The organism is Salinisphaera dokdonensis CL-ES53, assembly GCF_040361215.1.
Classification (GTDB): Bacteria; Pseudomonadota; Gammaproteobacteria; order Nevskiales; family Salinisphaeraceae; genus Salinisphaera; species Salinisphaera dokdonensis.
Window position 1 is genome coordinate 326,911 of the sequence record NZ_APND01000003.1, and the last position, 21,981, is coordinate 348,891.

At 63.2% G+C, this 21,981-nt stretch carries 22 protein-coding genes; 12 read left to right on the forward strand and 10 right to left on the reverse strand.

Annotation, left to right across the window (positions count from 1 at the left end; genetic code table 11):
- The first annotated feature begins 37 nt into the window (after positions 1-37).
- The 8 genes from SADO_RS11040 to SADO_RS11075 all read left to right on the forward strand — a co-directional run bounded on the left by SADO_RS11040 (position 38) and on the right by SADO_RS11075 (position 7,170).
- A complete protein-coding gene (locus SADO_RS11040; protein ID WP_353111291.1) occupies positions 38-1,474 on the forward strand; it encodes an FAD-dependent oxidoreductase in 1,437 nt (478 codons plus the stop codon).
- A 74-nt stretch (positions 1,475-1,548) separates the two neighbouring features.
- Positions 1,549-2,277, forward strand: a complete 729-nt coding sequence (gene pyrF, locus SADO_RS11045) for an orotidine-5'-phosphate decarboxylase (protein WP_353111293.1) — start codon at positions 1,549-1,551, stop codon at positions 2,275-2,277.
- Between the two features lie 116 nt (positions 2,278-2,393).
- Positions 2,394-3,440, forward strand: coding sequence for a uroporphyrinogen decarboxylase (gene hemE / locus SADO_RS11050; protein ID WP_353111295.1), 1,047 nt, complete (start codon positions 2,394-2,396; stop codon positions 3,438-3,440).
- 227 nt (positions 3,441-3,667) lie between these two features.
- The gene (gene yihG / locus SADO_RS11055; RefSeq protein ID WP_353111297.1) at positions 3,668-4,603 is read left to right on the forward strand and encodes a 1-acylglycerol-3-phosphate O-acyltransferase, YihG family; all 936 of its coding nucleotides are present in this window, start codon (positions 3,668-3,670) and stop codon (positions 4,601-4,603) included.
- Entirely contained in the window at positions 4,600-5,352 is a 753-nt protein-coding gene (locus tag SADO_RS11060) for an SDR family NAD(P)-dependent oxidoreductase (protein ID WP_353111299.1), read from the forward strand. The genes yihG and SADO_RS11060 overlap by 4 nt, the downstream gene beginning before the upstream one ends.
- A gap of 3 nt (positions 5,353-5,355) precedes the next feature.
- Positions 5,356-5,547, forward strand: a complete 192-nt coding sequence (locus tag SADO_RS11065) for a hypothetical protein (RefSeq protein ID WP_353111301.1) — start codon at positions 5,356-5,358, stop codon at positions 5,545-5,547.
- Positions 5,548-5,710: 163 nt separating this feature from the next.
- A complete protein-coding gene (locus SADO_RS11070; protein ID WP_353111303.1) occupies positions 5,711-6,568 on the forward strand; it encodes a cytochrome c oxidase assembly protein in 858 nt (285 codons plus the stop codon).
- Positions 6,565-7,170, forward strand: a complete 606-nt coding sequence (locus SADO_RS11075; RefSeq protein ID WP_353111305.1) for an SCO family protein — start codon at positions 6,565-6,567, stop codon at positions 7,168-7,170. The genes SADO_RS11070 and SADO_RS11075 overlap by 4 nt, the downstream gene beginning before the upstream one ends.
- Positions 7,171-7,194: 24 nt before the next feature.
- Here SADO_RS11075 and SADO_RS11080 read toward each other — a convergent pair whose 3' ends face one another.
- From SADO_RS11080 to SADO_RS11095, 4 genes are read right to left on the reverse strand one after another with little or no spacing between them, the layout of a single operon-like run.
- Positions 7,195-8,550, reverse strand: coding sequence for an MFS transporter (locus SADO_RS11080; protein WP_353111307.1), 1,356 nt, complete (start codon positions 8,548-8,550; stop codon positions 7,195-7,197).
- A gap of 18 nt (positions 8,551-8,568) precedes the next feature.
- Entirely contained in the window at positions 8,569-9,804 is a 1,236-nt protein-coding gene (locus SADO_RS11085) for a class I SAM-dependent methyltransferase (RefSeq protein ID WP_353111309.1), read from the reverse strand.
- Complete coding sequence (locus SADO_RS11090; protein ID WP_353111311.1) at positions 9,794-10,579, reverse strand: DUF1365 domain-containing protein; 786 nt, start codon at positions 10,577-10,579, stop codon at positions 9,794-9,796. Before SADO_RS11090 ends, SADO_RS11085 begins: the two co-directional genes overlap by 11 nt.
- On the reverse strand, positions 10,572-11,828 hold the full coding sequence (locus SADO_RS11095) for an NAD(P)/FAD-dependent oxidoreductase (protein WP_353111313.1): 1,257 nt from the start codon (positions 11,826-11,828) through the stop codon (positions 10,572-10,574). Before SADO_RS11095 ends, SADO_RS11090 begins: the two co-directional genes overlap by 8 nt.
- Positions 11,829-12,084: 256 nt before the next feature.
- Here SADO_RS11095 and SADO_RS11100 point away from each other — a divergent pair, with 256 nt between their 5' ends.
- Complete coding sequence (locus tag SADO_RS11100; RefSeq protein ID WP_353111315.1) at positions 12,085-13,056, forward strand: malate dehydrogenase; 972 nt, start codon at positions 12,085-12,087, stop codon at positions 13,054-13,056.
- 246 nt (positions 13,057-13,302) lie between these two features.
- On the forward strand, positions 13,303-14,184 hold the full coding sequence (locus SADO_RS11105) for an FkbM family methyltransferase (RefSeq protein ID WP_353111317.1): 882 nt from the start codon (positions 13,303-13,305) through the stop codon (positions 14,182-14,184).
- A gap of 130 nt (positions 14,185-14,314) precedes the next feature.
- Here SADO_RS11105 and SADO_RS11110 read toward each other — a convergent pair whose 3' ends face one another.
- Genes SADO_RS11110 through glpK form a run of 3 tightly spaced genes read right to left on the reverse strand, consistent with a single transcriptional unit; the run spans position 14,315 to position 17,539 of the window.
- Positions 14,315-15,175, reverse strand: coding sequence for a hypothetical protein (locus tag SADO_RS11110; protein WP_353111319.1), 861 nt, complete (start codon positions 15,173-15,175; stop codon positions 14,315-14,317).
- Between the two features lies 1 nt (position 15,176).
- Positions 15,177-16,022, reverse strand: a complete 846-nt coding sequence (locus tag SADO_RS11115) for a hypothetical protein (RefSeq protein ID WP_353111321.1) — start codon at positions 16,020-16,022, stop codon at positions 15,177-15,179.
- Positions 16,023-16,039: 17 nt separating this feature from the next.
- Positions 16,040-17,539, reverse strand: a complete 1,500-nt coding sequence (glpK, locus tag SADO_RS11120; RefSeq protein ID WP_353111323.1) for a glycerol kinase GlpK — start codon at positions 17,537-17,539, stop codon at positions 16,040-16,042.
- 66 nt (positions 17,540-17,605) lie between these two features.
- Here glpK and SADO_RS11125 point away from each other — a divergent pair, with 66 nt between their 5' ends.
- The gene (locus tag SADO_RS11125) at positions 17,606-18,568 is read left to right on the forward strand and encodes an alpha/beta fold hydrolase (RefSeq protein ID WP_353111325.1); all 963 of its coding nucleotides are present in this window, start codon (positions 17,606-17,608) and stop codon (positions 18,566-18,568) included.
- Positions 18,569-18,577: 9 nt separating this feature from the next.
- The gene (locus SADO_RS11130) at positions 18,578-19,399 is read left to right on the forward strand and encodes a DUF547 domain-containing protein (protein ID WP_353111327.1); all 822 of its coding nucleotides are present in this window, start codon (positions 18,578-18,580) and stop codon (positions 19,397-19,399) included.
- A 30-nt stretch (positions 19,400-19,429) separates the two neighbouring features.
- On the opposite strand, the gene SADO_RS11135 is transcribed toward SADO_RS11130, so the two are convergent.
- The 3 genes from SADO_RS11135 to arsS all read right to left on the reverse strand — a co-directional run bounded on the left by SADO_RS11135 (position 19,430) and on the right by arsS (position 21,915).
- On the reverse strand, positions 19,430-20,197 hold the full coding sequence (locus tag SADO_RS11135) for an anti-sigma factor (protein ID WP_353111329.1): 768 nt from the start codon (positions 20,195-20,197) through the stop codon (positions 19,430-19,432).
- A complete protein-coding gene (locus SADO_RS11140) occupies positions 20,197-20,760 on the reverse strand; it encodes a sigma-70 family RNA polymerase sigma factor (RefSeq protein ID WP_353111331.1) in 564 nt (187 codons plus the stop codon). The genes SADO_RS11135 and SADO_RS11140 overlap by 1 nt, the downstream gene beginning before the upstream one ends.
- A gap of 195 nt (positions 20,761-20,955) precedes the next feature.
- Positions 20,956-21,915 carry an arsenosugar biosynthesis radical SAM (seleno)protein ArsS gene (gene arsS, locus SADO_RS11145; RefSeq protein WP_353111333.1) on the reverse strand — a complete coding sequence of 320 codons (960 nt, stop codon included), beginning with the start codon at positions 21,913-21,915 and terminating at the stop codon, positions 20,956-20,958.
- Positions 21,916-21,981: the final 66 nt, after the last annotated feature.

Consider the following 21,981-nt stretch of genomic DNA (forward strand, 5'->3'; position numbering starts at 1 on the left):
GGCGCGGCGCGGGCTGCGTAACGACAAAAGGTTAGCAATGGCAAAGAATCATTTGCAGTTTCTCGACACGCCGCGCCAGGACCCGAAAAAGGTCGAGGTGCCAGTCCGGATTCACGAGTTCGCCGAGATCTATGGCCAGTTCGACAAGGAAACGGCCTCGCAGCAGGCCGGGCGCTGTATTTCCTGCGGCAATCCCTACTGCGAATGGAAATGCCCCGTCCACAACTACATTCCGAACTGGCTGAAGCTGGTCAACGAAGGTAACCTCTTCGAAGCGGCCGAGTTGTCGCATGCGACCAATACGCTGCCGGAAATCTGCGGCCGTATCTGCCCGCAGGATCGCCTGTGTGAAGGCGCCTGCACGATGAACGACGGCTTCGGCGCGATCAGCATCGGCTCGGTCGAGAAATACATCACCGACGAGGCCTTCAAGCAGGGCTGGCGTCCGGATGTATCGAATGTCGAGTGGACCGACAAGAAAGTCGCCGTGATTGGCGCCGGCCCGGCGGGCCTGGGTGCCGCCGATATTCTCGTGCGTAGCGGCGTCAAGGCCGTGGTGTTCGACAAGTACCCGCGTATCGGCGGCCTGCTGACGTTCGGCATCCCGCCCTTCAAGCTCGAAAAGGACGTGGTCGAAACGCGCCGGGAAGTCATGGAAGGCATGGGCGTGGAGTTCCGGCTCGGCGTCGAAGTGGGCAAGGACGTCCAGATCGAAGACCTCATGGAAGAATACGATGCGGTCTTCCTCGGCATGGGCACCTACACCTACATGAAGGGCGGTTTCCCCGGCGAGGATCTGGAAGGCGTGCATGAAGCCCTGCCGTTCCTGGTCGCGAACATCAATCGCGTGCTGGATCTGGAGAAGAACCCGCGCGATTTCATCGACATGAAAGGCGAGCGCGTGGTGGTGCTCGGCGGCGGCGATACCGCCATGGACTGCAACCGCACGTCCATCCGCCAGGGTGCCAAGCAGGTCATCTGTGCCTACCGCCGTGACGAAGAGAACATGCCTGGCTCCGCGCGCGAGTTCCAGAACGCGCGTGAAGAAGGCGTGGAGTTCATGTTCAATCGCCAGCCGGTCGAGATCGTCGGCGACACCAAGGTCGAGGGCATCAAGGTGGTCACCACCAAACTGGGCGCCCCCGACGAACGTGGCCGTCGCCGCCCCGAGCCGGTGCCGGGTACCGAGGAAGTGATCGACGCGGATCGCGTGATCATCGCCTTTGGCTTCCGCCCCAATCCGCAGGAATGGTTCGACAGCCACAGCGTCGACATCGACGACGGTGGCCGCGTGATCGCGCCCGAGAAGGGCCGCTTCAAGCACCAGACGACCAACCCGAAGATCTTTGCGGGCGGCGACATGGTGCGTGGCTCCGACCTGGTGGTCACGGCCGTGTTCGAAGGCCGCGAAGCCGCCAAGGGTATTCTCGACTATCTGCAGGTCGGCGCCGGCGAATCCGGCAACGCGGCCTGATCGCCCCGTTCTGCTCATGGCGGGCCGGCCGGCCCGGCCCGCCATGAGCACCGATTGCTGACCGGAGCGTGCACGTGTCCGCCATCCCCGATACCGATCGCCTCATCTTCGCCCTCGACGTGCCCGATGCCGACGCGGCACGGGCGTTGGTCGATACGCTCGGCGACGCAGTGACCTTCTACAAGGTCGGCCTCGAACTGGCGATGGCGCCGGGTTATTTCGAGCTGGTCGACTGGCTCAAGGCCCGTGGCAAGAAGGTGTTCGTCGACGTAAAGCTGTTCGACGTGCCGGCCACTGTCGCGGCCGCCGTGCGGCGTCTGTGCGCGCGCGATATAGATTTCATTACCGTGCACGGCAACCAGCAGGTCATGGAAGCCGCTGCAGCGGCGCGCAGTGGTAACTCTCGGATTCTGGCTGTCACTGCCCTCACGAGTCTCGACCAGGGCGATCTCGACGACATGGGCTTTGCCTGCGATATCGAGTCGCTGGTGCTTTCGCGTGCCAAGCGTGCACTCGAAGCCGGATGCGATGGCGTCATCTCCTCCGGCATGGAAGTCGCAAACCTGCGCGCGCACGCGCCGGACAAGCTGATCGCAATCACGCCCGGCATCCGTCCGGTCGTCAACGACGAACGCCCACCGGACGATCAGAAACGCGTAATGACGCCGGCGGCGGCAATCAGCGCCGGCGCGGATTATCTCGTCGTCGGCCGGCCGATTCGTGACGCGGCCGACCCGTGCGCGGCCGCCCGCGCTATCCAGACCGAGATCGCCGCGGCGATCGCCGAGCGCGCGAACGGCTGACCGGCCGCGCTTCGGACAGCGTGCATCGCTATCGCCGCGGTGCACCCAGCCGTTAAACTGCGCGCAATTCTTTTCATGGGCGTCGCCGTGTTGCGGCGTCTCGGCACGAGTTTGCTATGTCTCACGATCGCCTGCTCCGCGCGCTACGGCGCGAACCCGTCGATGTCACGCCCGTCTGGCTCATGCGCCAGGCCGGGCGCTATCTGCCGGAGTATCGCGCGCTGCGGGAAAAAGCCGGCAGCTTCATGGATTTGTGCCAGAACCCGGAACTGGCATGCGAGGTCACGCTTCAGCCACTGCGCCGGTTCGAACTCGACGGCGCCATTCTGTTCTCGGACATCCTGACGATTCCGGAAGCCATGGGTCTGGGCCTGCATTTCATCCCCGGCGAAGGCCCGAATTTCCATCACCCGGTTCGCACGCCCGAAGACATCGCGAAACTGTCGATGCCGGATATGGAAGACAGCCTGGGCTACGTACCGGCCGCGGTGCGCCTGATCCGTCGCGAGCTGGACGGCAAGACGCCGCTGATCGGTTTCGCCGGCAGCCCCTGGACGTTGGCGACGTATATGGTCGAGGGCGGCCCGTCCAAGACCTATCAGCACATCAAGGCGTTGATGTACAACGCGCCCGAGGCGCTGCATCAGCTCATGGACCTGCTCGCCCGGTCGGTCGCGGCCTATCTCAACGCCCAGATCGCGGCCGGCGCCCAGGCAGTGCAGATCTTTGATACCTGGGGCGGCGTGCTGACGCCTTCGGCCTATCAGGAATTCTCGCTGACCTACATGCAACGCATCGTCGAACAGCTGCAACCGGCGCCCGACGGCAGCACCGTGCCGGTGATCCTGTTCACCAAGGGCGGCGGGCCGTGGCTGGAATCCATGGCGGCGACGGGCTGTCATGCGCTGGGTCTGGACTGGACCATCAACATCGACGAGGCGCGCGAGCGCGTCGGCGACAAGGTCGCCCTGCAGGGCAATCTCGATCCGGCGATGCTTTACGCGCGTCCGGAGATCATCCGCCATCACGTCGGTGACGTGCTGCAGCGCTTCGGCGATCACCCGGGGCATGTATTCAACCTTGGCCACGGCGTGACGCCGCAGGTGAATCCGGATCATGTGGCTGCTCTGGTCGATGCCGTGCACGAGCTGTCGGCGCGCTGATCCACGCTCTCTCGCTGCTTGAGAGGCACCTCGACTACACCCGCAGAGCGGGCCGGTTTACGCTCAAGGCTTCGCAGGCAGCAAGCACTTAGTGTCGCGGGCTCGGTTAACGCCGGGCCAGATAGCGCCTTGCGGCGCGCCATCCATAGGCTGCCCTGCTTGGCCCTGCCATCGGCAACCGTTACATTGCCCGCATCATCAATCGGGCAGGACATACACCGATCCTCATGAAGCGCGCACTGGAAAACATTCGCGGGGCCCTCGCGATTCTCGGCATGGTCCTTGTGACCCTGGCCTGGTTCATTCCCCTGCTGCCGGCCAGCCTGGTGAAGCTGCTCGCGCCCTGGCCATCGGTCCGCAAGCCGGCCACGCGCGTCGTGCTGTGGATCGCGGTCCGGTGGGCACGCGGCATCAACGCCTCGATTCTGGGCATGGGCCGTTCGCGCGTGACTTTCGATCAACAGGTGCCCGACGATCCGGACGGGCGCTACGTGGTGATTGCCAACCACCAGTGCTGGGCTGATGTGATGCTGCTGTGTCACGTGATCGAACCGCAGCTGCCGTTCCCGCGTTATTTCATCAAGGAACAGCTGCGTTGGCTGCCCGTCGTGGGGCTGGCCTGCTGGGCGCTCGACTTCCCGTTCATGAAGCGCCATACCCCGGCCCAGGTCAGAAAGAATCCGGCCCTTCGGACGCAGGACATGGAAACCGTACGCCGCTCCTGCGCGGTGTTTCGCGACCAACCGGTCTCGATAGTGAACTTTGCCGAAGGCACGCGGGCAAATGCCACCAAGCGCAAGGCCGTGAATTCGCCCTACCAGACCCTGCTGCCCCCGAAAGCCGGCGGCACTGCTTTCACGCTCAACGCCATGCACGGCGTACTCGACGGCGTGCTCGACATGACCTTTGCCTACGTCAATCAGCCCGAGCCCAAGTTCTGGGACGTGCTGTGCGGGCGCGTGCCGGAGATCGTGATCCGTATGCGGCGCCTCGATGTGCCGAGTGATCTGCTGATTGGCGACTACATGGGCGATCCCGACTATCGCGCCCGTTTCAAGCGCTGGCTCGCCCAGCGCTGGGCGGAAAAGGACGTGGAGGTCACCGCACTCCAGGACCCCAGCCGGTCGGCGACCCGTTTTTCCGAAACCGAGAGCAAACGATGAGTGCAAAACGCGTCGTCTGGATCACCGGCGCCAGCTCCGGCATCGGCGCGGCACTCGCCGAAGAAATGGCGCAGAACGGCTGGCAGGTCGCCGCCAGCGGGCGCAACCCGGACCGCTTGGCCGCTGTTTGCGCCCGGGCACCGGAGGCTATCCGCGCCTTCGAGCTCGATGTGACCGATGTCGAAGCCAACGCATCTGTCGCGACCGCCATCGAAAACACGCTCGGACCGATCGATCTGGCCGTATTCAATGCCGGGGTCGGCAGCGGTTTCTCCGTGGACCGCTACGACGCGAACGACGTGTTCGATCGCATGCGGGTCAACTATGGCGGCGCGGTCAACGGCATCGGCGCCGTGCTGCCCGCCATGCTCGAACGCGGCGCGGGCCATATCGCGCTTACCGCCAGCGTGGCGGGTTTTCGCGGACTGCCGGGTGGTGGACCCTACTCAGCCTCCAAGGCGGCGATGATCGCGCTCGCAGAGAGCCTCAAGCTGGATCTGACAGGGCGCGGCGTCGACGTCAGCGTGATCACGCCCGGTTTCGTGCGCACGCCCCTCACTGACAAGAACCGTTTCCCCATGCCGTTCATCATCGGCGTGGACGACGCGGCACGGCGCATGCGACGCGGTCTGGAAGCGCGCCGCTTCGAGATCACATTCCCACGGCGGCTGTCCTATTTCCTCAAGTTGCTGCAGCGGCTACCGTATGCGCTGTACTTTCCGATTATCCGCCGTGTCGCGGGGCTATAGCGCATGAACACCATCGTCTGGATCATCATCGTCATCGCGCTCGTCGTTGCGGGACTCGGGCTGCTGCAGTGGGTGCGCCGCCAGATCGCGGCCAGCCGCGAGGATCTCAAGCACGTCGATCGCAGCAAGCTGCGCGATCTCGACGAGGACGCCTGGGCCGAGGAAGAACGCAAGGACGACGACTGGAAGCGCTGAGCGCGGCCCAGCCGCAACCGGCCGACCGACGAAGTCCCCGGAGACATCCGGCCTTTACGCGCGAACGTAGTCAGCGCGGTACACGGTGTGCGCCATCCCATCCTCGCGCCGGCCCGACCTTGCCATCGTTAACCGACCGTTCAACGAATTTCGCCGCCACTGCATGACTGACGAGATCATCCGCTGGATCACGCCCTGGGAGCCTCAGCCGTGGCTGATCGTGCTCTTCGCCCTGGTGGCAGCCTGCTATCTGCGCGGCCTCGCCCGTCGTCGGCGCCTGCGTGACACGCTGCCCGCCCTGGCGTTCCTACTCGGGCTCGTATCCATGTATGCCGTCATGCAGACGCATGTCGACTATTACGCGCAGTACATGTTCTTCATCCACCGCGCGCAGCATCTGATCCTGCACCATCTCGGCCCGTTCCTCATCGCCCTGTCGATGCCGACGGCGATACTGGCAGCCGGCGCACCGGCGTGGCTGAACCGCGGCATGCGCGGGCTCGGCACACTGCCTCCGATCATGTGGAGCTATCGTTTCGTCCAGCATCCGCTGATCAGCGCGGTGCTGTTCGTCGGCCTGATCTATTTCTGGCTGACGCCGTCGATCCATTTCACCGCCATGCTGTCGGCGCGCGACTACTGGCTGATGAACCTGTCGATGGCAGCCGACGGCCTGCTGTTCTGGTGGTTCATGCTCGACCCGCGGCGGCCGGGCACCACCCGTACCACCTATTCCACCGGCCTGCGCATCATCGTGCTGTGGGCGGTCATGCCGCCGCAGATCGCGCTCGGCGCCTATATCGCGCTGGCGCCGGACACGGTCTACGACGTCTATGCCGTCTGCGGGCGGGCCTTTCCGATCTCGCCCATCGTCGATCAGCAACTCGGCGGCCTGATCACCTGGATACCGGCCGCGATGATGAGCGTCATCGCCACTCTCATTTTGCTGCGCTTCGGCTTCGTGCACGATCGCAGCCCGGGAGCCACTGCCGGCCCGTCTACCAAGGAGTCTCCGACATGACCGCCCACTTTTTCCGTCGCCACACGTTCGCGGGCCTGATGTGCGCTGTTCTGTTGCTGGCCGGCTGCGGCGGCGAGCCGGAATACACCGCGCACGACATCACCGGCGTAATGCCGGATCTCGCCTTCGAGCTGACCGACGACCGGGGCGAAAAGGTGACCGAGGCCGACTACGATGGCCGGCTCAAGCTGCTGTTCTTCGGCTACACCAACTGCCCGGATATCTGCCCGGCCACCATGTCGCGTATCCGCGCCGCGCTCGGCGGCCTGGATGACGACACGCGCAACGACGTGGACGTGCTTTTCCTGAGCGTCGACCCCGAACGGGACACGCCAAAGCGACTCAAGCAGTACACCTCCAGCTTCGGCGACGAATTCGTCGGCCTGACAGGCAACCAGGATCAGCTCAAGACGTTCACCAAGCGCTACCGGGTGACCTACGGCTACGGCGAGCCGAACGACAACGGCTTCTACCTCGTCTCCCACAGCAGCGCGATCTTCGTGTTCGGCCCCGATGGCCGCTCGCGGCTGCTCGTCAACCAGACCGAGACGGTGGACGAACTCACGGCCGACCTGAAGAAACTACTGGCCGACCTCGAATAGCTCGGCGCGACGGAATCAGGCGCGCTAAGATCGGTCGCGGGCAGCGCGGCCGATGTTTTCCTGCAGCTCGGCATGGCGACGCCGATCGAGCGGGAAATTCCACATCATCGCGACCACACCCAGCTTGATGATCACCGGCAACAGGCCGTAGAGCACCGCCAGAGTCCACAGCGCCGTCGCGTCGTTGTCCTGCGAGGCATCGAAGCCGGCCAGCCAGAGCACCGGATAGGCGATGCCCAGCGCGATCGCAAACGCCAGCTTGGTCGCCATGCCCCAGAGCCCGAAATAAAGGCCGGCGCGGCCGTCGCCGCCGGCGGCCGTATCCTCGTCGATCACGTCGGCCTGGATGGACGCCGCGATCGCCTGATCGACGCCGAGACAGGTTCCGCCCAGCACGCAGATGATGCCGTAGCCTAGATAGCTGCCCTCGCCCAGCGTGAGCGTGAACACGAACACCAAGCTGACCCAGAGCATCGACGCACACCAGAGCCGGTGCTTGCTCCAGTTACGCCCGATACGCAGCCAGATCGGCAGACCCGCGACCGCAGACAGGAAATAGATCGCCAGAAAAATACCGCCGGTGACTTCGCTGCCGCCGAGAATGGCGGTAACGAAGAACAGAAAGAGTGCGGCTGGCAGGCCGTTGGCCGCACCGTTGAACAGATAGGCGATCAGCAGGCGCCGGAACGGCGCGTTGCGCGCCAGTAGCTGCGCACTTTCGCGCCAGCGGATACGCGAGGCATTTTCGCCGGCCGGCTCGGCCACGCGCCAGAGAAACAGCGCGGTGGCGATCGGCAGCGCCACGACAAGAAACACCGCGATCGCAGCGAGCCCTGCCCCGGCGCCGCCGGCCACGCGCTGGGTCAGTGCCGGGAGCATGATTGCGATCAGCGTGCCCAGCACGAAGAAGCCCTCGCGCCAGGCGGTGATGCGCGAACGCTCGTCGTAGTCGCTCGACAGCTCCGCACCCAGCGTCGTGTACGGAAGATAGATCAGCGTCCAGCCGAGATAAGCCAGGATGCTCCAGACGAGCAGATAGGCGGCGCCCGCGTTATCCGGCGGAATGAACAGGAACCACGCTGCGAGCATGAGCAGCGGTGTGCCGGCCGCGATCCACGGCCGCCGGCGCCCGAAACGCGTCTGCAGTCGATCCGAGGCGCTGCCGATCAGCGGATCGGACACCACGTCGAAAAGGCGTGCGACGAAGATCAGGATGCCGACAATGCCGGTATTCAGACCCGGCATCTGGGAATAGAACGGTGGCAGATAGACCACCAGCGGCAGGCCGAGCGCGGCCAGCGGCAGACCAAGAATCCCGTAGGCGCCCAACCGATCCAGCGCCATGCGCGGACTGCTCATGCCATCGTCACCTTGGGCCATTCAACTCGATTCTGCCGCTCACTCACGTTCGAGCGCGATCTGCATGAGGTCGATATTGCCGGAGGTAAAACCGGCCGCGCAGTAGGCAAGATAGTAGCGCCACATGCGAAAGAAGGATTCGCCCCGGTCGGCGATGATCGACTCACGCGCCGCCCATACCGCTTCGTCCCAGCGCATGAGCGTGCGGGCGTAGTCCGCGCCGTAGAAATCGCTCTCACGAGTGAATAGTCCCTGCTCGGCCGCCTTCGCCTGAAAGATTTCCGGCGAGGCCAGCATGCCGCCGGGAAAGACATATTCCTGAATGAAATCGACGTTGGCGCGATAATAGTCGAAGCGATCATCCTCGATGGTGATCGCCTGGATCGCGGCCCGCCCGCCGGGTTTCAAGGCTTGGTAAATCGCCTTGAAATAGGTCGGCCAATAGGCCTCGCCGACGGCTTCGTACATCTCGATCGAAACTACGTGATCGTAGGTGTCGGTGACGTCGCGATAATCGCGCAGTTCGAAGCACACGCGATCGCTCAGACCGGCTTCTCGGGTTTTCTCTTCGGCAAAGCGCAGCTGTTCGGTGGACAACGTCAGGCCGGTGACATGGCAACCCCCGTGCTCGGCGGCATAGCGGGCGAAACCGCCCCAGCCGCAGCCGATCTCGAGAATATGATCGCCGGGCTTGGCATCCAGGCGTTCCAGAAGCCGCGCGTACTTGCGCTGCTGGGCGTCGGCCAGTGGCTCGTCGGCACGAGCGAAGATGGCGCTGGAGTAGGTCCAGGTCTCGTCGAGCCACTGGGCATAGAAATCGTTGCCGAGGTCATAGTGATAAGCGATGTTGCGCTTGGATCCCGCCTTGGAATTACGCCGCAGGCGATGGCGTACCGCGCTGATCAGAGTGTAGATATGCTGCAGGCGCGAGAAATCCGGCTCGAGCGCGTCCTCGTTGAGGTGCAGCAGATAGATCAGCGTGGCCAGATCGTCGGTGTCCCATTCGCCGGCCATATAGCCTTCGGCAAAGCCGATCGAGCCCGCCTTGAACAGCCTTGTGACCATCGCCGGCGTGTGGATACGCAGCGCCGCCGATTGGCCGGGCCGTTCGCCTGCAAAGACCGCCAGCGAACCATTGGGAAGCGTAACCTCCAGTCGGCCGGTATGCAGGCGATCCAGACGCTTGACGACCTGGCGCTCGCGCCAGTTGGTCGGCTCGCCGACCTGCTGTGTCGCGCCGTCGGACCGGCTCAGGGCTGTTGTTTCATGAGACATTCGGTTTGTTCTGGTCTGGTTTCTTTTGGAATACGGCGCCACGCAGCCAGAGCTTGAGCGCCTGCCAGTGGATCGCCGCCGTCACCTTCATTGTCATGAACGGTACGCGCGAAACCGCCTTAAGGATGTTTACCGTGGTCAGCGCTCGCCGCTCGCCGGTAAGGGTGGTGGCAATACGCAGCTGCTTTTCCTGATCCGCCCCATCCGTTTGGAACAGCCGAATGCCCACGCCGAGCCGCTCGCCTGGCTCGGCAAAATGGAACCGGTAAGCACCGCTGCGATCGATGAAAGGCGAGACATGGAAGGCTTTCGCCTTGTCCTGCGCCGCGCGCCAGGGGATGGCGGCGCCCTGCTCATGCAGGACGTAGAAATGATGCTCGCCAAAGGTGTTGTGGACCTCGACGACAATCGCTCGCAGCGTGCCATCACTATGTTCGCAATAGAACACGCTGATCGGGTGGAAGCCGTAGCCGAATACGCGCGGCATAGTCAGCAGCTGCACGCGCCCGCCAGCCAGATCGACGCCGTGCTCGTCTAGCAAGCCGTCTAGCCATTCGCGCAGATTCTGATCGGCGCGATGCGCGCCGTGGTCGGCGTCGTTGAACGACAGCACATTGAAACGGTTGCGCGAGATCAGAGGCGAAGCCGCGCAGGCGTCATCAATGGCGTCGATATCCAGCAACAGATAGAAACTGCGGTACACGAAGCGATATCGCGGCGCGCCGGGACGCCGGTGCCTGACCTGGCAGCGATAGAGTGCCCCGTGGCTACCCATGCCACGGGATCGTTGCGCCCAGCGACCGCGACACACGTACCGCCGACGCCAGGCCGTCCTCGTGGAAGCCATAGCCCGTCCACGCACCGCAGAACCAGGCGCGATTCACACCTTGGATCTCGTCCAGACGCCCCTGGGCCGCAATCGCGTCGCCGTCGAAGATCGGGTGATCGTATTCGATCTCGCGGATGACATGACGCGGATCCGGCTCGGTCAGCGGATTGAGCGTGACCATGTATTGCCGATCTCCAGCAATCGACTGCAGGCGGTTCATCCAGTAGCTGACCATCACGCGCTGATCATCAACGGTGTCGCGATCCGCGAGGTAGTTCCAGGACGCCCACACGCTGCGGCGACGCGGCATCAGCGACGTGTCGCTGTGCAAGATCGCGCGGTTGGGTTGAAAGCTGAACGCCGACAACAATGTGCGCTCGTTCGAACTGGCATCGACCAACATCTCGCGCGTCTGGTCGGCATGACAGGCAAAGATGACGCTATCGAACGTCTCCACCTCGCCGGTGGCGGTCTCGATATGGGCGCCCTGCTCGTCGCGGCGCACGCGCACCACCGGCGTCGCCAGACGCAGCCGCCCGCCCAGGCGCTGCGCGATGGCCTGCACATAGCGCTGACTACCACCGACGACCGTCTTCCACTGCGGCCGGTTGGTGAGCTCCAGCAAGCCATGGTTGTCGAAGAAACGCATGAACGGGCCGACCGGAAAATCGCGCATATTGGCCGTCGGCGTGGACCAGATGGCCGCCGCCATGGGCAACAGATAGCGCGCGGCAAAAGCATCGCTGTAGTTGTTGCGATCCAGAAATTCGCCCAGCGACATCGAAGGCAAGGCGTCGGTGGCGATCAGATGGCGTGCCTGGCGGTTGAATCGCACGATATCCGCGATCATGCGCCAGTGGCGGCTATCGAGCAGCCGGCTTTTCTGGGCGAAAAGCGTACGCCAGCTGTCACCGGCCCATTCGACCGCGCCGCGGCCGATCGACACCGCGAAAGACATATCGCTATCGGCGGTGGGCACATCGAGCTCGGCGAGTAACCCTTCGAAATTCGGATAGTTGCGGTCGTTGAGCACGATGAAGCCGGTATCCACAGGCTGATCGCCCGCCATGACCGTGTTGGCGTGCCCACCGGCCCGATTAGCCGACTCGAACACCGTGACGTCCGCCGTGCCATCCAGCAGCCAGGCCGCACCCAATCCGGCAATGCCGCTGCCTACGATAGCGATTCGCTGCATGTGGTCCCTTTGTTTGAAGCGCACGCGCAAGCCGAGAACCGTGATTACGGTCTGTGGGCCTGCATGGATGCTTTTTTACCCGTTTTTGTGTTTCGGCTATGCTCTGCAGCGACTTTTGACATGGTGTCGCCACTCACGGCCCGGCCGCGTTGCGACGGTCAGTCTAACGAAATCCGGCATGATCGCCTTTCGCAAGGCGCCACGGCCTGGCTTCAACACTCGTTCATCGTCAGAACATTTCCTCCAAGGAGCAGCCATGAAAGAACCCGTTCGCGTAGCCATTACCGGCGGCGCCGGCAACATCAGCTATTCGCTTATCTTCCGTATCGCCGCGGGCGACATGCTGGGGCCCGACCAGCCGGTGATCCTGCAGCTGCTCGAGATTCCGCCCGCTATGGATGCGCTCAAGGGCGTGATCATGGAGATCAACGACTGTGCCTTTCCGCTGGTGCACGGCATTTCCGGCTCGGACAAGCCGGAAGAAGCGTTCAAGGACGCAGACATCGCCCTGCTGGTCGGCTCCAAGCCGCGTGGCAAGGGCATGGAGCGTTCGGATCTGCTCAAGGCCAACGGCGACATCTTCTCGGTCCAGGGCAAGGCGCTGAACGACAACGCCTCCAAGGACGTCAAGGTGCTGGTGGTCGGCAACCCGGCCAACACCAACGCCCTGATCGCAGCCGCCAACGCGCCGGATCTGGATAACAAGCAGTTCACGGCGATGATGCGCCTGGATCACAACCGCGCTCTGTCGCAGCTGGCCCAGAAGACCGACAGCCAGGTCACCGACATCGACAAGATGATCGTCTGGGGCAACCACAGCGCGACCCAGTATCCGGATATCAGCCAGGCCACGGTCAACGGCAAGCCGGCCCTCGATCTGGTCGATCGCGACTGGTACGAGAACGACTTCATCCCCACCGTGCAGAAGCGCGGCGCGGCGATCATCGAAGCCCGCGGTGCCTCGAGTGCTGCCTCGGCCGCCTCGGCCGCCATTGATCACGTGCGCGACTGGGTGAAAGGCTCGGACGGCATCGTCTCCATGGGCATCCCGTCCGACGGCAGCTACGGCGTCGAGGAAGGCATCATGTTTTCCTACCCCGTCATCTGCAAGAACGGCCAGTATGAAATCGTCCAGGATCTCGAGATCGACGAATTCAGCCGTGGCCGCATGAAGACCACTGAAGAAGAGTTGCGCAGCGAGCGCGAGGCTGTTGCCGCACTGCTCTAGACCGTGACGTCAGTCGCGGCATGCAACGCTTCTTCTGCGTGCCGCGACTGGCTCTCCTCGCCGCCGTGGCTGGCCTAAGGCTTACAGCAATCGCATGAACTCATCGCGGGCACTGCGATACTTGCTTGCGCAGGCAATTGCCGATGATGCCGCTGCAGGCCTCTCGGGAACCCATCTACCCCTCTGGACGCCCTTTCGGCCGACGGCATTGAACGACGGCCGACTGTATTGTCGAACGAAACCGTGATGCTTCTACTCATGCGCTTGCTTCGGCAACTGCCCCTTACTCTACGTCGTGGCGCGTTCCGCGCCCTGAACATTCTAGTCGACGTCGACGCTCGGCTCGCCCGCCACGAGCGCGAGCAATACCGCTACCGCGATCTGAATATAACCGTGGACCTGCGCGACCAGCTCGGTCGCGGGATGATTGCCGACGGTTTTACCGAGACACCGTTTCTGCGGCTGGCTGAGCGGTTCTGTACCGCTCGCGGTGGTTGTTTCCTGGATATCGGTGCCAACCTCGGCAACTACTCGCTCGCGCTGGCGCCGCATTTCCAGAAAACGCTGGCGTTCGAGGCCAATCCTGCGACCTACGAACTGCTCTCGCAGAACGCCAGAGCCAACCCGCAACTGCGAATCACCCCCGTTGCGATTGGCCTCTCGAGCGAAGCAGGCACACTGGAGTTCTATCCGAACGATGCCGGAAACTCGGGCGCCTCGGGATTCGAAAAACCACGTGCAGGCAGCACGCCGGTACGCCTGGAAGTCGCGCCTGGCGATGCCTTCGCAGGCCAGTTCGAGGCCCGGGTCGGTGCGATCAAGATCGATGTCGAAGGTCACGAGCTGGAGGTGATACGCGGCTTGAAGACCACGATCGCACGCGATCGGCCGATCATCTTCATGGAATGGCTCACTACCACCATGCAGGAGAAAGGCGGCTTCGAAGCGCTCAATGCGTTGCTGCCCGGCTACGATCTGCTCGTGCCATGCGCGCGTACTCGCCGTCATCCAGAAGGCAAGACCAACGCGCCGCGCCACCGCTTGAACGATTTGATCGCACTGGCGCCGCCATACCGCGACAAGTACAACCTGCTGTTCTGCGTGCCCAGAGCCGACCACCCCGAGTGACTGCTCGCCGCTTCGACCTCGCGAACACCACAACTCGCTTGGTGTGGAGGAGATTGCCGCTCGGCACTGCCTGGACGAAATCTAACGGCCAGCGCCCGGTGCTCGACAACCGGCTAGTCAGGAGGCTGCGCTAGGCGCCGCGGCCGAAGCTCTCGGGCATGCGCTCGACGCCCAGCCGCTGCGATAGAAAATTCCGAAGCTCGGTTTCGGAATGCTTCCTGATCATGCCATTGGTGATATGCACGAAGCGCGGAATGACCTCATCCACGGCGAGCATGTCCGGCAATAATGTGAAGTCATCGCCGGGCATATGCAGCACATCGCCCTGCTGCGCGACGATCGCGAGCGACTGCTGATCAAATTCGTATTGACCGCTTCTGAGCAGTCGGAGCCATCGACGATAAACCGGCAACGCGCGCCGGGTTTCCGCAAGGATCAAACCGCTGTGAAATGCGCCGTCATAAGGCTTGCGATCCGGGTAGCAGAGTACCGGAGCCGTATCCAGCAACGGCCGCATGGTGCGATACCACGGCGCGATGGGCCCCGTAACCACCAGATCGGTATCGATGTACAGGAACTCGCGGGTGGGCATCCATTCGGCAAGCAGCAGCTTGCAGCTCTTGGCGACGAGACGCGGACGAACCGGCGGCACGACAATCGTGCAGACGTTGTCTTCTCCTGCGAACGCCCGCGGATCGTCGGTGACGATATAGACGGGCCCCTTGAACTGGCCACACCCACGTAGCGACCGAAGCATTGTCAGTCCCCAGTCGCGATACTTCGCCCCCAGAGCCACAGCCCCTACGGCGAGTTCGGGGCAATCGGCATCAGGCGTTGTACGGCACTCGGTCGGCGACCCGTACTGCTTGCCGAACCTGAGCTTGGCGCGCCACCATAGATCGCGGCGGCGATGGCGCAGCTGTTTGCTGACCGGCCGCTTCTCTATATCGTCGACCGCCGAGTTCACGGCACACGATTCTTCAGTGGGCATCTCAGGCGTCCGGCCCGAAGCTTTCCGGAATTCGCCTCAGCCCGACCACCTCACGCAGATAGGTCTTGATCTCCGCGGCGCTATAGCGCCGGATCATCCCGTTCGTCACGTGCACGAAGGTGCCGGGTGCCTCCTGGCTGCTGACCTCGCTGTCCTCGCCCAGAATCTGATGCAGGAATACCAGCTCGTCGTCGTCAAACAGCGCGATATCTTCATCGCTACCGATAGACAGGAGCGATTCCTGATCGAACATGTAGCGCCCCGTGCGGATCAGCTTGAGCCACTGATCGAAGAATGGCCGAACCCGCTCGCGATCAGTGAGCATAAGTCCACCGTGGTAGGCGCCGGCGGTCGGCATGCTGCAGGTGTAGAGCACGAGCGGCTTCTGATCCAACTTGACGCGTGCGCGGTCGTACCAGGGCTTGAGCGGGCGCGCGATGACCACGTCTGCGTCGATGTAGAGCATCTTCGGCTCGAACACCCAGTCCAGCAGTAGCTGCTTGCAGCTTTTCGCGACCAGCCGATAGCGCGTATAAGGCACTTTGACGGTCAGCACGTTCTCAAGGCCCTCGAACGGCCGGGGGTCTTCGGTGACGACGTACACGGGCCCGTGAAAGTTACCGACGCCGCGCAGCGAATCGATCATGCTCAAGCACCAGTCGTGATACTTGGGCAGGATCGCAATCGCTGTGATGGCCAACCCCGGAAAGTTGGGGTCCTCGGTACCGCCTTCGGCAGGAAACACGCCTTCTCGCTGCAGTTGCCTGCCCCACTGCCAGTCTCGCCGGCGATGCCGCAGGCGCTGGGAAATGGAGCGAGAAGGTTTGAGGTGCTCGGGTTTGGCCATGCTCAGCTTCCAGAAGATTAAGTCGTCGTTCCGTCACCACAACGCACGCGCGCCACGGCCTCGCGCCAGCCTTCGTACAGCGCGTCCACTTCCGCGGCTGGCTTTTCGACCTCGAAATGCCGCTCGGAACGCCATAACTCGCCGATCGCGTCGAGCGAATCGTACAGGCCGACCTGCAGGCCTGCCAGATACGCGGCGCCGAGTGCGGTGGTTTCGATCACGTCCGGGCGCTCGACCGGCGTCTGCAGAATGTCTGCAAGGCAGCTGCAGACCAGGTCGTTCGCGGCCATGCCGCCGTCGACACGCAGTTCGCGCGGCGGCTCGGCATCGTCGCCAATGGCGTTGACCAGATCGCGGGTCTGATAGCAGGTCGACTCCAGCGCCGCACGCACGATCTGTTCGATCCCGGTATCCCGCGTCAACCCAAGAATGGCGCCGCGTGCTTCCGGATCCCAGTACGGCGCGCCCAGGCCGGTGAACGCCGGCACCAGATACACGCCGCCCGTATGTTCGACCGACGAAGCGAGCGCCTGGGTCTGCTCGACCTTTTCGAACATGTGCAACGCGTCGCGTAGCCACTGAATCGCCGCACCGGCAACGAAGATCGAGCCCTCGAGCGCATAGGTTGTCCGGCCGTTGATCCGGTAGGCGACCGTGGTCAGCAGCCGGTGACGCGATACCACGGCCTCCTCGCCTACATTGAGCATGAGAAAGCAGCCGGTGCCGTAGGTCGACTTCGCCATACCCGGCTTAAAGCAGGCCTGCCCGACCAATGCGCCCTGCTGGTCGCCGACCATCGCGGCGATCGGAATTTCGGCGCCCAGCGTGTCCACGGTACTGGTGCCGAAATCGCTCGACGTATCGCGTACTTCCGGTAACAAAGCACTCGGGATATCGAAGAACGCGAGCAGCTCGTCATCCCAGGCCTGATCGCGGATATTGAACAGCAATGTACGCGACGCATTGGTGGCATCGGTCGCATGGACTGCGCCACCGGTCAGATGCCAGAGAAGCCAGCTGTCGATCGTGCCGAACGCGAGTTCGCCTGCCTCGGCGCGGGCCCGCGCGCCGTCCACGTTGTCCAGAAGCCAGCCGATCTTGGTGGCAGAGAAATAGGGATCGAACAGTAACCCTGTCTTTTCCTGCAGCCAGCCTTCGGTCTGTTCGTCGGCCAGTTGGCGGCAGCGTTCGGCCGTGCGGCGATCCTGCCAGACGATCGCATGATGAATCGGCTCGCCCGTTTCACGGTCCCAGACCACGGTGGTTTCGCGCTGATTGGTAATTCCGCAGGCCGCGATTTCGTCCGGTTTCAGGCCCGCCTCGGCGATGGCTTCGCGAGAAACGGCGAGCACATCGGCGAGAATCTGCTGCGCGTCGTGCTCGACCCATGCTTCGGCCGGGAAATACTGCTTGAACTCGCGCTGGGCGCGGCCCCGGATATGGCCCTCAGCGTCAAACACGATTGCACGGCTGCTGGTCGTGCCCTGATCGATAGCGAGCAGGTGATTCGGGCGCATTGGCGGCTCACTCGTTTTATGGAAGGATGCAGCTTCCGTGGTGCAAGCCATAAAGGTCAACCAGTGATGTACGAATCCCAGCAGGTCAGCGCCGAAGGCGGCACCCGCCTGGTGGCTTATCACTGGCCAGCGACCATTCGATCTCGCGCGTCGCTGGTGATTGTTCATGGCATGGCCGAGCATGCGCGCCGCTACAGTCGGTTCGCCGAACGACTCGCCCGGCGCGGCATCGATGTGCACGGTTTCGACCTGCGTGGCCACGGTGCGACCACGCGCTCGATCGATCACGGATTCATGGGCGATCGCACGACTTGGGATGTGTTGATCGACGACGTGCAGCGCATCCGTCGCCGCGCCCAAGAAACCAACAACGGCCCGGTATTCCTGTTCGGTCACAGCCTCGGTTCGTTCATCGCGCAGGCCGTGCTTCAGAAGCACGGTCACGATTATGCAGGCGCGATTCTGTGTGGCGTGGATATGCCCAATCGCACGCAATCGCGGCTGGCGGCCTGCTTGGCGCGCCTCGAAATCGCGCGCATGGACACCACCGGATCGAGCGACCTGCTGCAGCGCCTGATCATCGGCCCCTACGATCGTCGCCTGAAACGGCACCTCGGCGACAACCGCGATAATGGATGGTTGTCGAGCGATAGCGCTGCCGTCGACGCTTACGAAGCCGATCCGGATTGTGGCTTTGCCCTGCGTGCCGGCACCTGGCATACGGTCCTGCGCGGCATCGTGCGGAGTCATGGTCCCCATGCACGCCGGCGCATACCCGTAGGCCTTCCGCTACTGCTGATCGCCGGCGGCAATGACCCCATGGGCCAGTTCGGTCGCGGGCCCGAGCGCCTCGCCCGTGCGTTCGAAGGCGACGGGCAAACCGACCTGGAACTGCGTATCTACGAAGGCCTACGGCACGAGTTGCTGCACGAGCGAGCGGCGGATACGGTGACCGAAGATATCCGCGCCTGGATCGAGAGCCGAATTGGCACTGCGCCAGTCGACGATCGACCGCGCGCTCTTACCTGAGGATCTTTCATGCGTCTGCATGTGTTGGCGATTGCCGCCCTGAGTCTTGTTGTGCCGGCCGCCTTCGCTGCGCCGTCGGCCGATCTCTGGCCGCGCTGGGAGGCTCACGACGAAAGCGCGACGCAGACAATCGATCACAGTCGCTACGACGCGTTTCTGCAGAAATACGTGGCGCCGCACGCTCAGGGGCCGAACGGTGTGCGCTACGCCGAGGTCACCGACGCGGACAGCCATGCACTCGACGACTATCTCGAGGCGCTCCAACAGATCGATATCGATGCTTACAGCCGCCCGGTACAGCGTGCCTACTGGATCAACTTATACAACGCCAAGACGCTCGATCTCGTGATCGAGAACTACCCTGTCGATTCGATCCGCGATATTGGCGGCGGCATCTTCACGTCCGGCCCGTGGAAGAAAAAGCTGCTGCGGGTAAACGACGAGAAACTCAGCCTCAACGATATAGAGCACCGTATCCTGCGCCCAATCTGGGGTGACGGCCTGACCCATTACGGTGTGAATTGCGCGTCGATCAGCTGCCCGAGCCTGCGCGCGAAAGCGTATACCGCCGACAACCTGTATTCCGAACTGCGTGCGAACGCGCGGGACTACGTGAACAGCGCGCAAGGCGTGACCATAGATAATGGTCGTGTGACCGTATCGACGCTGTATGACTGGTACGCGGGCGACTTCGGACGCACGAGCCGCGGAGTCGTGAGCCACTTGCGCCAATACGCTGCCCCCGGCCTATCCGCGCGCCTCGACATGCTGGGCCGTATCGACGACTACGCCTATGATTGGGCGCTCAACGATGAACGCAATATCCAGTAACGGCTCGAACCAGGCGCCGGCACGCCTCGCCTAGCTCGTACGCCGCGCGATGCGGGACGTCCACATGAGCTTGCCGCTGGGCCCACTCGCCTGGTCGTTCGCACCGGCATCCTCCATGGACACCATCAGCCGCGCGGGCCGATCCATGGACTTCGCGACCTTGTCCGGCACCGTCATCTCGTGATCGCCGTGCGTGTTCGGCCACTTGCCGAGCAACACCGGGCCACCGTCGTCCGGCTTGAACCACAGGCGCAGCACCTTGCCCTCGGGCACGTCGTAATCGCCCATCGCAACCACTTTCATCTTGTGGCTGTCTTCGCGTGCGGTCACGTGCCAGCTCATGCCGGTCGGCTCGTCGTAAACCACACTGGCGTAAGCCGCCTGCGGTGCTTGCTCGACGGCATTGCCGCCGCTATTCGAACCCGTGAACAGCAGGCCGGCCATGACGATCGCTGCAACCGATGCCGCAATGGCAACGCCGCGCCAGATCGGCCCGGCGCTATCATTTGCAGCCGCACGGCCCGGCTCGACTACAGGCGCGCTGCTTTGCGCGGTGCGATCGATGCGGGCCATACCCAGTTCCCGAGTCACACCATCCCAAACGGCGGCCGGCGGCTCGACGGGCTCGAGCGCCAAACCGAGCGCGCCAAGACGATGCTCCCAGTAGGCGAGCTCCGCGCGCGCCTCGGCGTCGTGCATAAGCAGCGTATCGAAGCGGCTGCGCTCGCGGGCATCGAGCGTGCCGAGCACGTACTCCGCCGCCTGCAGGGTGCGTTGTTCCTGTTCGGACTCGGCCATTACGTACGCTCCGCCAGGCATTCGCGCAGGCGCATCAAGCCGCGCCGTATCCAACTCTTGACGGTGCCCAGGGGCGCGTCAAGCCGTTCGGCAAGCTCCTGATGGGTCAGTCCTTCGTAATAGGCGAGCAGCACGCTGTCGCGCTGCTGTGGTTGCAAGGTTTTCAAACAGACTCTGATCGCATCGAGCGATTGCTGGTTTTCATTTTCTTCAGGCGGCGACAAGGCCTGCTCGTCTTCAAGCAGTGTTGCCATCATGTCCGGCTCCTCCGGCATGGCCACTTCCGGGCGCTTGCGTCTGAGCACATCCAGCGCGCGGTATCGGGCAATCGACAACAACCATGTCAGCGGCGCTCCCCTTTCCGGCGCGTAGGTATCGGCTTTTTGCCACACGCGCACATAAGCATCCTGAAGCGCGTCCTGTGCGCGCTCCGGGTTACGCAGGATACGCAGCAATAGCGAATACAGTTGCGAAGAGGTCGCGGCATAGAGCCGCTGGAAAGCCTGTTCGTCGCCTCGCGCGGTGGCAGACAGCCACTCGGCCAGCTGTTCTCTTTCTGCCATCAGCTATGCGCCCGCCGTCGCTGACAGGCACAACGCATCATGTCCGCAGTGTGTAGGGACATGCGGCGCGTCGAAACGACATGCATGGACGCTGGCGCTACTCATGGATGGACTCGCTATCCGTTTATCGGAAGTAGTTTGGCGGTAAAACCGGTCCGACTCAATCCGGGCCGGCGCCGGGCAAGGAAGACGTGCTCAGTTCAGCGCACCGCCACAGCTGCTGCCCTGGCCGGCCGTGCAGCCATAGCAGTGATCGCCGATGGCGATCGCGCGTTGCTCGAAATCGGTATCGATCAGTTCGCTCAGGTGAACCGCATCACCGCCGCCGAGCGGCATGTCGAGCATCTGATTGAAATCGCAGTCGTAGACATAGCCCCGCCAGCCCACGCTGATCAGACCGCGGCACATCACGCTGGCCACGTTCTCGCTGCGATGGGCGCCGCGCAGCAGATCCATGTATTCGCCCATGCGCTTCTCGCGCAGGAGCATGTGCGCGTACCGCTTGATCGGCATGTTCGCGATCGTGAACAGGCTGTCGAACGCGATTCCGAACTTGTCGTCCAGAAAGCGCTTGTAGTCGTCTTCGAGCGTTTCCTGCGGCGGGGGTAGCGTGGGCGAAACCGGGTTGTAGACCAGATTCAGCGCCAACCCGCTATCAGGCTTGCCATAGCCCACCGCGTTGAGCTTCTGCAACGCGGCAATACTGGAGTCGAACACGCCCTTGCCACGCTGGGTATCCACGTTGTCGGCCGTATAGCACGGCAACGAGGCAATCACTTCGACCTCATGATCGGCAAGAAACTGCGGCACCCAGTCGTAGCCCGGCTCTTCTATGATGGTCGGATTGCAGCGATCCATCAGATGCACGCCCAGCGCCTTGGCTTCAGACATGAAATCGCAAAACAGCGGGTGCATCTCCGGCGAGCCGCCGGTGACGTCGAGATTGCGGATACCCTGCGCCTGGATAAACTCCAGCGCGACATCCATGGTCTCGCGATCCATCATTTCCGTGCGTTTGGGCCCGGCCTCCACATGGCAATGGGTACAGGCCAGATTGCACAGATAACCCAGGTTCATCTGCAGCGTATGCAATGCATCGCGGCGGATTCGCGGGAAATCGGTACCGGGTGTAGGGATGCTGCTCGTCGTGCGCATGACGTTCGCCTCGCGCTTGATTCGGTTGCACACGATCTTAGCAGGAGTTGAAAGCGCCGACTCTGG

Coding starts and splice junctions, on each gene's coding strand:
- SADO_RS11040 (WP_353111291.1), top strand. CDS start 38: ATGGCAAAGAATCATTTGCAGTTTCTCGACACGCCGCGCCAGGACCCG.
- hemE (WP_353111295.1), top strand. CDS start 2,394: ATGTCTCACGATCGCCTGCTCCGCGCGCTACGGCGCGAACCCGTCGAT.
- yihG (WP_353111297.1), top strand. CDS start 3,668: ATGAAGCGCGCACTGGAAAACATTCGCGGGGCCCTCGCGATTCTCGGC.
- SADO_RS11060 (WP_353111299.1), top strand. CDS start 4,600: ATGAGTGCAAAACGCGTCGTCTGGATCACCGGCGCCAGCTCCGGCATC.
- SADO_RS11065 (WP_353111301.1), top strand. CDS start 5,356: ATGAACACCATCGTCTGGATCATCATCGTCATCGCGCTCGTCGTTGCG.
- SADO_RS11070 (WP_353111303.1), top strand. CDS start 5,711: ATGACTGACGAGATCATCCGCTGGATCACGCCCTGGGAGCCTCAGCCG.
- SADO_RS11075 (WP_353111305.1), top strand. CDS start 6,565: ATGACCGCCCACTTTTTCCGTCGCCACACGTTCGCGGGCCTGATGTGC.
- SADO_RS11080 (WP_353111307.1), bottom strand. CDS start 8,550: ATGGCCCAAGGTGACGATGGCATGAGCAGTCCGCGCATGGCGCTGGAT.
- SADO_RS11085 (WP_353111309.1), bottom strand. CDS start 9,804: ATGTCTCATGAAACAACAGCCCTGAGCCGGTCCGACGGCGCGACACAG.
- SADO_RS11090 (WP_353111311.1), bottom strand. CDS start 10,579: ATGGGTAGCCACGGGGCACTCTATCGCTGCCAGGTCAGGCACCGGCGT.
- SADO_RS11095 (WP_353111313.1), bottom strand. CDS start 11,828: ATGCAGCGAATCGCTATCGTAGGCAGCGGCATTGCCGGATTGGGTGCG.
- SADO_RS11100 (WP_353111315.1), top strand. CDS start 12,085: ATGAAAGAACCCGTTCGCGTAGCCATTACCGGCGGCGCCGGCAACATC.
- SADO_RS11105 (WP_353111317.1), top strand. CDS start 13,303: ATGCTTCTACTCATGCGCTTGCTTCGGCAACTGCCCCTTACTCTACGT.
- SADO_RS11110 (WP_353111319.1), bottom strand. CDS start 15,175: ATGCCCACTGAAGAATCGTGTGCCGTGAACTCGGCGGTCGACGATATA.
- SADO_RS11115 (WP_353111321.1), bottom strand. CDS start 16,022: ATGGCCAAACCCGAGCACCTCAAACCTTCTCGCTCCATTTCCCAGCGC.
- glpK (WP_353111323.1), bottom strand. CDS start 17,539: ATGCGCCCGAATCACCTGCTCGCTATCGATCAGGGCACGACCAGCAGC.
- SADO_RS11125 (WP_353111325.1), top strand. CDS start 17,606: ATGTACGAATCCCAGCAGGTCAGCGCCGAAGGCGGCACCCGCCTGGTG.
- SADO_RS11130 (WP_353111327.1), top strand. CDS start 18,578: ATGCGTCTGCATGTGTTGGCGATTGCCGCCCTGAGTCTTGTTGTGCCG.
- SADO_RS11135 (WP_353111329.1), bottom strand. CDS start 20,197: ATGGCCGAGTCCGAACAGGAACAACGCACCCTGCAGGCGGCGGAGTAC.
- SADO_RS11140 (WP_353111331.1), bottom strand. CDS start 20,760: ATGGCAGAAAGAGAACAGCTGGCCGAGTGGCTGTCTGCCACCGCGCGA.
- arsS (WP_353111333.1), bottom strand. CDS start 21,915: ATGCGCACGACGAGCAGCATCCCTACACCCGGTACCGATTTCCCGCGA.